The sequence below is a fragment of the Tepidibacter sp. genome (assembly GCF_025210165.1).
Taxonomy (GTDB): Bacteria; Bacillota; Clostridia; order Peptostreptococcales; family Peptostreptococcaceae; genus Tepidibacter_A.
In genome coordinates this window covers 47,676-60,162 of the sequence record NZ_JAOASI010000069.1, presented here as the reverse complement: position 1 = coordinate 60,162, position 12,487 = coordinate 47,676, and the positions used below count along the sequence as shown (strand labels likewise).

General features: G+C 29.0%; 12 protein-coding genes and 1 pseudogene. All 13 read right to left on the bottom strand.

The genetic code is table 11. The features are described from left to right. Positions 1 to 158: 158 nt before the first annotated feature. Positions 159 to 992 carry a metal ABC transporter permease gene (locus N4A48_RS11435; protein WP_293666140.1) on the bottom strand — a complete coding sequence of 278 codons (834 nt, stop codon included), beginning with the start codon at positions 990 to 992 and terminating at the stop codon, positions 159 to 161. Next, a pseudogene (locus tag N4A48_RS11430) lies at positions 973 to 1,569 on the bottom strand (metal ABC transporter ATP-binding protein); the annotation flags it as partial. The pseudogene N4A48_RS11430 and the gene N4A48_RS11435, both read right to left, overlap by 20 nt. Positions 1,570 to 1,646: 77 nt before the next feature. Continuing rightward, complete coding sequence (locus N4A48_RS11425; RefSeq protein WP_293666136.1) at positions 1,647 to 2,579, bottom strand: metal ABC transporter solute-binding protein, Zn/Mn family; 933 nt, start codon at positions 2,577 to 2,579, stop codon at positions 1,647 to 1,649. A 207-nt stretch (positions 2,580 to 2,786) separates the two neighbouring features. Then, positions 2,787 to 3,641: an NAD(P)/FAD-dependent oxidoreductase gene (locus N4A48_RS11420; RefSeq protein ID WP_293666134.1), complete on the bottom strand. Its 855-nt coding sequence runs from the start codon at positions 3,639 to 3,641 to the stop codon at positions 2,787 to 2,789. Positions 3,642 to 3,765: 124 nt separating this feature from the next. Next, the gene (gene trxA, locus N4A48_RS11415; RefSeq protein WP_330665110.1) at positions 3,766 to 4,215 is read right to left on the bottom strand and encodes a thioredoxin; all 450 of its coding nucleotides are present in this window, start codon (positions 4,213 to 4,215) and stop codon (positions 3,766 to 3,768) included. Positions 4,216 to 4,342: 127 nt separating this feature from the next. Further along, a complete protein-coding gene (locus N4A48_RS11410) occupies positions 4,343 to 5,059 on the bottom strand; it encodes an MEDS domain-containing protein (protein WP_293666133.1) in 717 nt (238 codons plus the stop codon). 302 nt (positions 5,060 to 5,361) lie between these two features. After that, a complete protein-coding gene (locus tag N4A48_RS11405; RefSeq protein ID WP_293666131.1) occupies positions 5,362 to 5,706 on the bottom strand; it encodes a hypothetical protein in 345 nt (114 codons plus the stop codon). A gap of 1 nt (position 5,707) precedes the next feature. Beyond that, on the bottom strand, positions 5,708 to 6,067 hold the full coding sequence (locus N4A48_RS11400) for a PqqD family protein (protein ID WP_293666130.1): 360 nt from the start codon (positions 6,065 to 6,067) through the stop codon (positions 5,708 to 5,710). 87 nt (positions 6,068 to 6,154) lie between these two features. Continuing rightward, entirely contained in the window at positions 6,155 to 8,083 is a 1,929-nt protein-coding gene (locus N4A48_RS11395; RefSeq protein WP_293666129.1) for an OPT family oligopeptide transporter, read from the bottom strand. Between the two features lie 115 nt (positions 8,084 to 8,198). Continuing rightward, complete coding sequence (locus tag N4A48_RS11390; protein WP_293666128.1) at positions 8,199 to 8,849, bottom strand: response regulator; 651 nt, start codon at positions 8,847 to 8,849, stop codon at positions 8,199 to 8,201. After that, the gene (locus N4A48_RS11385; RefSeq protein ID WP_293666127.1) at positions 8,842 to 10,218 is read right to left on the bottom strand and encodes a HAMP domain-containing sensor histidine kinase; all 1,377 of its coding nucleotides are present in this window, start codon (positions 10,216 to 10,218) and stop codon (positions 8,842 to 8,844) included. Before N4A48_RS11385 ends, N4A48_RS11390 begins: the two co-directional genes overlap by 8 nt. 10 nt (positions 10,219 to 10,228) lie before the next feature. Next, positions 10,229 to 10,828: a DUF6305 family protein gene (locus tag N4A48_RS11380; RefSeq protein WP_293666126.1), complete on the bottom strand. Its 600-nt coding sequence runs from the start codon at positions 10,826 to 10,828 to the stop codon at positions 10,229 to 10,231. A 16-nt stretch (positions 10,829 to 10,844) separates the two neighbouring features. Beyond that, positions 10,845 to 12,461, bottom strand: coding sequence for an ABC transporter substrate-binding protein (locus tag N4A48_RS11375; RefSeq protein ID WP_293666125.1), 1,617 nt, complete (start codon positions 12,459 to 12,461; stop codon positions 10,845 to 10,847). Between the last annotated feature and the right edge of the window lie 26 nt (positions 12,462 to 12,487).

The following is a 12,487-nucleotide window of genomic DNA, read 5'->3' as shown; positions in this document are numbered from 1 at the left end:
GCAGCATTCTTTTTATCAATTGCTGTTTTTCTTCTATTGGATATCTTTTATTGTTTTTTGCCATAGGTCTAATCTCCTTCATTATCTTTATTCGAGAATATCATTAATTCTTTCCTACGACAACTATCTTACCACAGGGGGAGAATTAAAAAATTCGTCTATACGTTAGCACAAAGCGAATTTTTATATTTTATATATTTATTTAAAAGTAAAGCTAAAAAGTACCCAATTACAGATACTAATATTATAGTCGCTCCTGATGGTATATTATACTTATAGGATATTAATAAGCCTGTAACATTAAAAACTATACCCAACAATGTAGATGTTAGCATAATATTTTTCATATTGTAAGTAAAAAGTTTAGCTATAGCTGGAGGTATAGTTAAAAGTGCTATAGATAATATTATACCAACTACTTTTATTAATATTACTATACTAAGAGCTATTAATATAAATAAAAAGTACTCTAAAAATAGTGTGTTTATCCCCAATACTTTAATATATTCTTCATCAAATAAATAAGCTTTCCAATAATTGAATATACTAAATATAGATATAAGTATTATTCCAGTTAATATTATCATTATTTTTATATAAACATATGATACAGTTAATATATCTCCAAATAAATACGATGTCATATCAGGTGGATATCCAGGAGTCAACGCTATAAATAATATTCCAAGAGCCATTCCAACAGACCAAAACATACCTATTAAAGCATCTGAATTTGTATTTGTCTTTCTATTTATATTAGATATTCCTATAGATGCCAAAATTGAAAAAATAAGTCCTCCTATTATAGGCTCAATTCCTAGTAAATACCCTAATCCTATCCCTCCAAATGAAACATGAGCTATGCCACCACTCATACTTACAAGTTTTTTTTCTACTATTATCGTGCCTATTATTCCACATACTACACTACTAAGTATAGCAGCCATAAAAGCATTTTTTATAAAACTGTAGCTAAATAATGTTTCTATCATGCTCCCCCTCCTTACAGCTAGCTAATCCTTTATTCAAATAAACTACTCTATCAGCATATGAAACAATCGCTTCCATATCATGAGTAACTATTATTATAGTTTTTTCTTTTTTTATTTTACCTAACAGCTCATAAACCTCTATTTTCGCTTTAAAATCTAGACTTGCAGTAGGTTCATCTAGCACTAGTACATCAGGATTTGTCATAAGAGCTCTTGCGATTAATACCTTTTGAAGTTGTCCTCCTGATAATTGACCAACTTGTCTATTTTCAAACTTCAGTATTCCTAGTATATCCATAATATTCTCTGCTCTTTCTATATCTTGTTTGGAATACCTTTTAAATAACTTAATTTTACTAGATAACTTCCCCATAAGTATTACATCTAATACTTTTATAGGAAAGTTTCTATCAAAAGATGTAAATTGTGGAACATACCCAATAGATATATTATCTTTTAATGAAATACTACCACTTGTAGGCTTTAGTATTCCTAACAAGACCTTTAAAAGGGTACTCTTTCCAGCTCCATTAGGCCCTGTTATTCCTACAAATTCTCTACTTCTTATTTCTAAATTTATATCTTTTAGGGCACATACGTGTCCATAACTTACACTTAATTTTTTTATTTCAATATCATTCATGTAATCGTCTCCTACTTTAAAACTTCGTTAAATGTATGTGATATATGCTTTAGATTTTTTATATAATCAGGACTTAACGGAGATACTTGTACACTTTCTCCTCCAATTTCCTTAGCTATAGTATCAGCCTGTTTACTGTCAAACTCTTGTTGATAAAATACAAACTTAATATTATTCTTTTTAGCAAAGTCTATAATCTCTTGAAGTCTTTTTGCCGTAGTTTTTTTACCATCTTCTTCTATAGCAATCATATTTAAATCATAATCATCTGCAAAATATCCAAAAGATGGATGATATATTATAAAAGATTGTTTACTAACGTTGTCAAGCGTAAGTTTAATCTCTTTATCTACCTCATCTAACTTAGATATGTAATCTATAGCATTTTTTTCGTATATTTTTTTATTATCAGGATTTAGTTTTATTAACTCATCCTTTATTTCATAAATCATTACTTTAACTCTCTTCGGAGATAACCATATATGAGGATCTCTTCCTTCATGAGCATGTTCGCATGAGTCATGTTCATGATTGTGTTTATGTTCTTCATCAAAACTTCTATCAGGATATACGTTTCTCACTCTCTCATCTAAATGTACTATTTTTATATTCTCATCTAAACCTTCTATCATTGGAATTATATTAGATTCTTCTGTTGGAACTCCTGTTGAAAAATAAATTCGTGATTTACTAAGCTCCGCCATTTGCTTAGGTGTAGGTTGATAGTTAGCTGGACTATATCCAGGAGGTATCATAATTTCAACATCAACTAAGTCTCCTCCTACTGATTTTACAAATGTTGCTTCTGGTACAATACCTACTGAAACCTTTACTGTATCAAGCTTTAAATCACTAGTTTTATCAATATCTACTTCTTTATTTGAGCATCCGATCATCAAAAATAACCCTATAATAATAACTATATAAATTAAATTTTTCTTCAATATCATCACCCCTTATTAATTAATAACAATTATCATTGTCACATATTATAATAACATATTAGCTTAATTTGTCAATATAATTTAACTATACCTATTTATTATTCTCTTATATTTATATCTATAAACCTTTATATTATATATATTTACTACTAATTAGTAAGTTAAAAGCACGCTACTTATCAATAAGTGCGTGCTTTAGCTTTATTTTTATAGTTTTTTATCAATATATGAAACTGCATTAAGTGCTGCAACTTGACCTTCTCCTGCAGCTTTTATATACTGATATGGTTTTCCTATACAGTCTCCAGCTGCAAAACAACCATTGATATTAGTCTTCATCATTCTATCTACTTTTATATGTCCATCTTCAACTTCAAGACCTGGAACTAAGTATTTAGGAGATATACTGTTTCTTATGAAGAATATGCCATCTACATCTAACTCTGACCTTCTAAGTATAAGTTTATTAGCCTTTATTTCACCAGATACCTCAATAGGAACATCCTCTATGATTTTTATACTATCACTTAGCTCATACTTTCCTTTATACATAGGTATATAATAAACATTAGATGCTATTTCCATTAAGAAATTGGCTTCTTCCTCAGCCTCACTATTATAACCTACTATAACTACTTTCTTTCCTCTATACAGAGCAGCATCACAAGTAGCACAATATCCCACTCCCCTGCCTAAAAATTCTTCTTCACCTTTTATAGGCTTTGCATACTCTATTCCAGTAGCAAGTATTACTGTAGTAGCTTCATAAGTTTTTTCATTAACCATTAAAGCAAAATAGTCTCCCATAGCATATACATTATTTATTCTTTCCTCTATAATCTCAATCCCCATCTTATCTATATGTGATTTAAACATATCTTTTAAGTTTTCACCCGTTATATCATAAATACCTAAGTAATTATCTACCTTAGGTGCTTTTACTATTTTATCGCTTAAATTGCTGTTACCAAATACTACTATACTTTTGTTTCTAATTTTAGCATTTATAGCAGCTGATAATCCAGCTGGACCACTTCCTAATATAGCTATATCATATCTCATAAGATTTCACCCTATTATAAAAAAATTTTTCTTTAAAAGAATCTTATCAATGTAAATTTTTTTGAAATTCGTAACGCAAATTATACTTATCCACAATTTAAATAGGAATATAATTTCCTACTCATTATAAATATGTTTCTATTTGAGACTTTATCATATCCTTAGGTCTAAAGCCCATTATAGCATCCACTGGTTTTCCATTTTTGAACACTATCATAGTAGGAACACTTGTTATTTGAAATTTCTCAGCTAGATTTATATCTTTATCTATATCAACCTTCATAAACTTAACCTTATCACCAATTTCATCATCTAAATTTTTAAATACTGGAGCCAACATTTTACAAGGTCCACACCACTCTGCAAAAAAATCAACTACAACTACTCCATTATCATTTTCTACTTCTTTTGCAAAATCATTAGTATTTATAACTTTTATCATAATTAAATTCCTCCCAAAAATCAATTTTACATTTATCATATCCATAGTATACTCTTTTATTATAGATATGCTATTATCGCAATATGTAGATATTAAAATCCATTTATTCTTTGCTTTTATTACTTTACCCAAAAAAATATGAATTAATCAACAATATTATTCTATATTTATAAAAAAATTTTTCTTTAAAAGAATCTTAAATATAAAAAATTCGTCTAAACTAAAAAACTCCTATAATTATAGGAGTTCTTTAGTTTATTTATCCTCTTAAAGAAAACTTTTCTAGAATATGAGTATGTGTATTTACTGACTTTTCTATAATTTCTTCATCTATAACTTTCCTATAATTTATGTAATCATAATAGTCATATATACAAATAAGGGAAGCCCTAGTATTTTGTAGCCCCTTATTTAAATTGATTTCCCAATCCAAAAAATCATTTTTAGAAGTTTGCCCAATAGCATATGTTGGTTGACCTATCCATCGAATACCACTATATCCTTGCTTAATCTCTTCTTCTATTAAAAGTTCAATTTTTTCTTTAAGTCCTCTTACTCCAGCAATTTTACTTGCATATATGAGTTGTTTTACTGATTCAAATTTTAAATGCTCATCATTTATTCCGAAATTTTTCAAAGTTTTTCTTAAGTCTTCATACAATTCAGGTTGCATTGATACATATATCACTTCATTATTGTCTATTCCAACTTTAATATATTGAACCATATTTGCAAAGAGATGACCTTTTCCATAATAATAAAAAGTAGAGTGAGTACCCTTTATATTTTTTAAACTCATTAAGCAAGTATCTTGTATAGATTTAATATATTGAAATTTAACTATTAATTCATCTAATTCTTCACTTAGCTTTATAACCTCTTGATCTAGTAAGTTCTCATTTTTTTCAACTATAATACTATTTAGTTTTTTACGAGTCAATTCAATCTCTTTCTCTAAATCAAAACCTATATTCATTACAATCATCCCCTTTCGATAAAATATTACACCCTTACCTATATTATAACACTTTTGGTATATTTTTATATAATATTAACCAAATTATAGCATTTTTTTCTTATATAGGAAATGTTTTTGAGATAATCTCACAAAAACAAAGGTGTAGAGAAGTTTATTCCAATTTATGTAAATTTATTTTCTATTTTTATACCCATATCATAATAACTTATAACATTTGATTTATTAAAAAACAAAAATCAACAAAGGTGTATGTAAAAATAGTTTTAGAAAAACTATTTTTACATACACCTTTATATATTTCATTTAACCTTATATACTCTAGAATTATTATCTATAATCTCTATAATAAGCCCTTTACTTAACATATCTTTTATTAGATTTTTAATAAATAATCTTGGGTCGGTTACTGTTATTTTATTCTTACTCCAAAATAGGGAGGCTTTTGTTCCCTTAATAAGATTTTCTATATCTTTAATAGTAAGCTTTTCTTTTTTATTAAATTCACTCATTATTTTATTCTCTATTTTTTTATATAATTTATTCAATAATTCCTCATTCTTTCTTTGTTGCTTAATATATCCCCATGATAATAAAAAAGTGAATGTAATTGCAACTAATATTATCTTAAATATGAAACTTACCATATTAATCCCTTACCTTTTCAAGTGTTATAAAATTGTTGTTTCTCAAAATATTTATATAAGTTCCCAATCTTTCATAAACAGGCTCAGCTTTTTTTCCAAACTCATCTTTAAGATTTCTTCCAATTTCCTCAACATTATTTTTACCATCTATTAATTTCCAAACACAGCTTCCATTCTCATCTAAATCTATTTTCATATCTTTTGGAGTTTTAAAAAAGAATCTAACAATTTTATCTAATATTCCTTGTCTTGGTATAATTATTTGAACTAAACCATTATCTTTTTCTTTCCATTCATATTCTTGAGTCTTTTTTGGTACTAATTCCAAAAAGTTATCATCTTTTTTTATTTTGTTGCTCATGTTGTCACCTTCTTTTAATAAATAGGCATTTTATCAAAACATTGAAATTACTTAGTTTTGATAAAATGCCTTCAAGTATTTTTAGTATTAATTTTTCTTCAATACAGAATGTCTCATTAATGAGTATGTTAATAATGCAAAGAATGCAAGTGAACCCATTTGTCCTAGATTAACTCCACGGTCTAAATTCCATTCTGCTACTGCAAATACGGCAAGAAGTATTCCGATTAAACCTTCTCCAGCAATTAGGCCTGATGCATATAAGATTCCTGATTCAATCTTATCTTTAAATCCTCTAGCTTCCTTACTTTCATGTACAGCTTCTTCGCCACCTGCTTTGTTTAACTTCTTATCTAATACTCCTCTTATTATTCCACCTACCATAATTGGTGTACTTAAATGAATTGGAAGATATAGACCTATTGCTATAGGAAGAACAGGAAGTCCTAATAATTCAATAGCAATACCTATACCAACACCTGTAAATACTAATGCCCAAGGTAAGCTTCCTCCCATAACACCTTCTATAACAAGCTTCATAAGAGTTGCTTGAGGTGCTGGTAACTCAGCTGATCCAAATCCCCAAGCTTGATTTAATAATGTTAAAACAGAACCAATTGCAATAGCTGCTGCAAATGACCCAATTAACTCCCCATATTGTTGCTTTTTAGGAGTTGCTCCTACTAAAAATCCTGTTTTTAAATCTTGAGATGTATCTCCTGCCATAGCAGCAACAATACATATAATAGCTCCTACTGTTAATGTAGCTATCATTCCTGTTTGACCATCATTTCCAGTTGATTTAAACACAATAGCTGTTATTATTAATGTAGCAATAGTCATACCAGAAACTGGATTTGATGAACTTCCTACAAGCCCAACAATTCTTGATGATACAGTTGCAAAGAAGAAACCAAATACAGCAATCATTAAAGCTCCACCAAATCCTACAGGTATTGTTGGAAGCATCATCATAGATAATACTATTACTAATACTCCTATTAAAACAAATTTCATAGGCATATCTTGCTCTGTTCTTTTTAGAGATGTAGCTCCAGATCCACTAGCAGAATAATCCTTCATAGCATCCTTAAATGTTTGAACTATTAATGGTAATGATTTTATTAAGCTGAAAACACCACCAAAAGCAACTGCTCCAGCACCAACATATCTTATATAAAAATTCCATATTCCCCAGTATCCTAATTCACTAATAGGAACAGATGCAGGATACATTATAACCTCACCCATACTACCTATATTAGCAATTAGTGGTATTAATGCAAACCATCCAATAAAAGCACCTGCTAACATGTAAGCAGATATAGTAGGTCCTATAATAAATCCAACCCCTAAAAGTGCTGGTAAAACATCTGCTCCAATAGCAGCACCTTTATATCCTTTAATACTCGTTTCGATTTCACTTGGGAATAACTTTAATCCATCAGCTATAAACTTGTATAAAGCTCCCATTCCAAGACCTGTAAAACAAGCTTTAGCCTTATCTCCACCTTCTTCACCAGCAAGTAGTACCTCAGCACAAGCTGTACCCTCTGGATAAGGTAATACACCATGTTCTTTAACTATTAAAGCTTTTCTTAAAGGAACCATGAATAATACCCCTAAAACTCCACCACATAAAGCTATAGTTGTTATAGTTAATAAGCTTGGAGTTCCCTTCCCCCACTCTTCTAGCCAAATATAAAGAGCAGGTAATGTAAATATAGCTCCTGCTGCTAATGATTCTCCAGCTGAACCAATAGTTTGCACCATATTATTTTCTAAAATAGATTCTTTCTTTAAAAGTCCTCTTATAATTCCCATAGAAATAACTGCTGCAGGAATAGATGCACTTATTGTCATTCCTACTTTTAATCCTAGATATGCATTAGCAGCACCAAATACAACTGCTAATAAAATACCTAAAAGTATTGAAGTCATCGTAAACTCTGGTAAAATTTTGTCTGCAGGTATAAAAGGCTTAAATTCTTCTTTTATACTACTTTCTTTTGCCATATGCTAAACCTCCCTATAAAATTTTTTCAAAAGTATATAGTATCATTTAACATTATATATTTTTTAAATGTTTATTTTATTTTTATCACTTTTTTCTCTGAAAAAAATTCGTCTATTAACACTTTGTTTCTTTCTTAACCTTATATTTATTTTTAGGTCTTCCGATCTGACCATAGACTGGTATAAGTTCTAATTTTTCATGTTCAATAAGGTATTGAACGTATCTATGTACAGTTTGATAAGCTAAATTCATACCTTTAGCAATTTCTTCTATAGTTATATCTTTATCTTGACTTAACAAAAAGTCCCATATTAAATTTAAAGTAGCTGGGCTAATTCCCTTATCTACAAAAACATTTGCTCTATCTTCAATACTTTTCTTATTAATTTCATATATTTTCAAATTAACCTTTATTCTAGATATTAAATCAGGTGCTTTAATAGGTTTAATTGCAAAATCAGTGGCACCAACCTCAATGAATTTATCTGAAATTTCCTGTCTTTCATCAACTGTCAAAACTAAAATAGATACAGCTTTATTAATACTTCTAATTTTCTTAACCGTATTCATTCCATCCCAATCAGGCATATGATAGTCTACAATTACAAGCTCAGGTTTATATTTTTTACAAAGTTCATAACCTTCTCTTCCACTAGTTGCTGTTAGCACATCATATCCTCCAAATGTACAAATTTCTTTTATAGTATATAAAATATCTTCTTCATCATCTATCACTACAACGCTTATTTTATCTTTGTTATTCACCACAATCCCCCCTTTTATTTTGAGTATTATTAGCTGATGGTAAATATACTGTAACAACCGTGCCGTCTGGATTGCTTTTTATTTTTATGTTTCCATTATGATCTTCTATAATTTGTTTTGCAAATGGTAGTCCAAGTCCAGAGGTTTTAGAAGTAGAATACCCTATTTCCCATATATTTTCAAGGTTTGAAGATTCTATTCCTATACCATTATCATATATACATATTTTCACACCATCTTCTGATTGTCTAACCTTGATTGTTATATGTTTGAATTCGTGAATACAAGGAACTACAATTGCATTTTCAACAATATTTATTAGTGCTCTAACAACTCTTACCTTATTTACATAAAGTAATGGTAATTGATTTTCCATATCTATATCAATATTCAAAGTCTCATCTTCAATAGGTATTTGAGCCTGAATATATTGAATCAAATCCTCTACTTTAATTTGTTGTCGTGAACTTGAATATAAAAAACTTGAAATCATCTCACTCATCTTAGTGATAGCCCCTTCTATACGTTGGCTATAATCTATCAACTTATCCGTGTCATTACACAGTGGAATCAATGAATTAAGACCTCTAACGGTTACCAAAGGGGTTTTTAAGTCATGAGCTAAAGAGTTTATTTCTTGGTATATTTTGTTCTCCATAGCCTTAGATTTTATTATTTGTATATCTCTCTCTTTTTTGTGGTTTTCCTGAAGAATTACTATATTATGAGCGTAACTTATAAATAAAGATGCTGTAATAGATGCTGAGAATGTAAACGGCAAAAAGAAAGAAAATCCTATAAAATTCAGTACAGATTCTGATTTAAGATATTCTCCTGCAATTTTAATACTTATAGATATATCACTTTGTCCAACCTGTAAAAACGAAAAAATAGGCATTATATTCAGCCATTGAAAAGCAAAAAATACCTGAATAGCTATTATAATGGCTTGTATAAATGGAAATGTTGAATAGTTTTGTTTATATAATAAAATTACAGTTGCAAACAATCCTATAAGCATAGTTATAGGTTCCCACGGAACAACAAACAATACATCTGAAATTTTGTTCAGAATAAAAAATACCACAATAATAAAGGCATACACTCCAATAGATGAAATTTTATATTTTTTAATTGTTATAGAAAATAAACTTATAGTACCCAAAAAAAACAATGTACTTTGAATAGAAAAAAGAATACTACTATAAGCTGAAGCTAGAATAAGATGTCCACTGTCTCCAGTATATATGGACTCTCTAATTTTTACTATAACATTAAACCAAAATGAACTTGTAAAAAATGAAAATAAAAAACCTAGAAAAATAAAACTAAAAGCTCTTATATAAATCATACTATATTTATTTTTCATACTCTCCCTCCTACCTAAATGCTGATGCAAAAGGCTCTGATAAACCAGTCACATCCTCAACGATTGTAAGAGGAAAATTATATTTTCTCGCAAGCTTTACCAAATACCTATTGTTATTATTATTTTGAGTACCTATTACATAATTAGCATATCTACACGCTAAGTCTAGAAATTCATTAGTTTCTTTCTTTTTATTTTCTCTATCACCAATAAATATGGTTATTATAGTTATATCCCTATGTTCAAGCTTTTTAATTAAATCCTCTATACGTTTTTTCTCTTCTTCATAAGTTAAATCATGTAAATTCTCACCAATAGCACTATACCCTACAACGAATACAACAGTATTGATATCTTCAAGCTCTACATTTTCTGCCTGAGGCATAAAAAAATTATGAATCATAAGCTTATTTGCAATATCCTTTACAATATAAGTATCTGTACTTTGACCAGCAGAGGTTATCAAAACCTTATCTTTTGCTATGGGTCTTGGAAGAGAAGGAAGCACATATCTGTTATCATTTACTTGTATTCTAGAAGTATTTGAAAGTGCGGCAAGTATTATTAAAACACATATAAAAACTATAAATTTTAATATATTAGATTTCATAATTTCCTCCAAAGTATTAATCAGTTACTAAGTAAACATCTTGCAATCTTTCTTCACCTGTAAGATGTGGTGTGTAACCTTTTACATTTTTAGATGCACCCATTATAGGCATTGTATGTATAAGAGGTATAGCAGGAGTATCTTCATTAATAGTTTCTTGTAAAGTTCTATAAATATTTTTTCTAAACTCTCTATCCGTAGCTTGTCTAGCTTGCTTTAACATCTTATCAACCTCTTTATTTTTATAAAATGAATAATTACTAGTAAGTTCTGTTTTTCTATTATCTGATGAAAAGAAGGTATATAAAAAATTATCTGGATCAATATGATCCCCAGTCCATCCCATAAGTGCTAAATCATGATTTCCTTCTTTAATTTTTTCAATATATTCATCCCATGAATAAGTAATAATCTCAACTCTAATATCTGCCTTTAAAAGACTCTCTTCTATAAATTTAGCTATAAGAATTGTATCTGGAAAATACGCTCTTGGAGCTTCCATAACCCAAAGAGTTGTATCAAATCCATTTTCATACCCAGATTCTTTAAGTAATTTTTTAGCTTTATCTACATTATAATCTAAAGATTTAATATCTTCATTATATGCCCATATTATAGGAGGTATAAATGAATTAGCAGGTCTTGCAAAATCGTTGAAAACCTCTTCAACCATTTTATCTTTATCTATTAAATGCCCTACAGCTTTTCTTATATTTTTATCATCAAAAGGTTTTCGTTGATTGTTCATAGCTAGATATCCTATATTAAAAAAAGGCTTTAAATATAAATCTAAATTTACATTTTCATTTATTTTATCAACCTCATCGGGTGTCAAATTATCAGCAATATCTATTTTACCTTGCTCAAGAAGTTCTAATCTCTTATCACTTGACTGCACCACTTTAAATATCGCTTCATCTATTTTTGTAGTATCTCCCCAATAATTATGATTTTTCTTTAAGACTATCTCATTACCTTTATCCCAGCTCTCAAATTCAAATGGTCCTGTTCCAACAGGGTGTTCCCTGAAGCTTTCATTATATTTCATTATAGAATCAGGACTTGAAATCCCAAATGCAGGCATAGTAAGAGTGCTTAAAAAAGGGGAATATGGTTCATTTAAAACTATTTCAAGTGAATAATCAGAAAGTGCTGTCACACTTTTTATCAATCCAGGAAACTGTCCAAAGTTGTAACTCCAGTAACTAAAAGAACCTATATGGTATGGATTATCAACATTCATCCATCTTTCAAAATTAAATACAGCAGAATGAGCATTAAAATCTGTTCCATCGTGAAACTCAACATTTTTCCTTAACTTAAATACCCATCTAAGACCATCTTCACTTGTTTTCCAGCTCTGGGCTAAAGATGGAACTATCTCATCACCATTATTTTCATATTTAACTAGTGTATCATATATATTCACACAAACTTTAAATGATTCCATATCTGTTGTTATTGCAGGATCTAAGCTAATAGAATCACTAGGTCTTGCTATAATAATTTCTTTGTATTTTTTAGAATTTAAAAGTTCTCCTTTTGATAACTTATTTTCTAAATTAAAACTTACAATTAAAGCTATTATAACTCCTATACCAATAAACACAGCCTTAATATTCTTCTTCATCATACTCTCCCTCCTTGTTAGCCACAGCA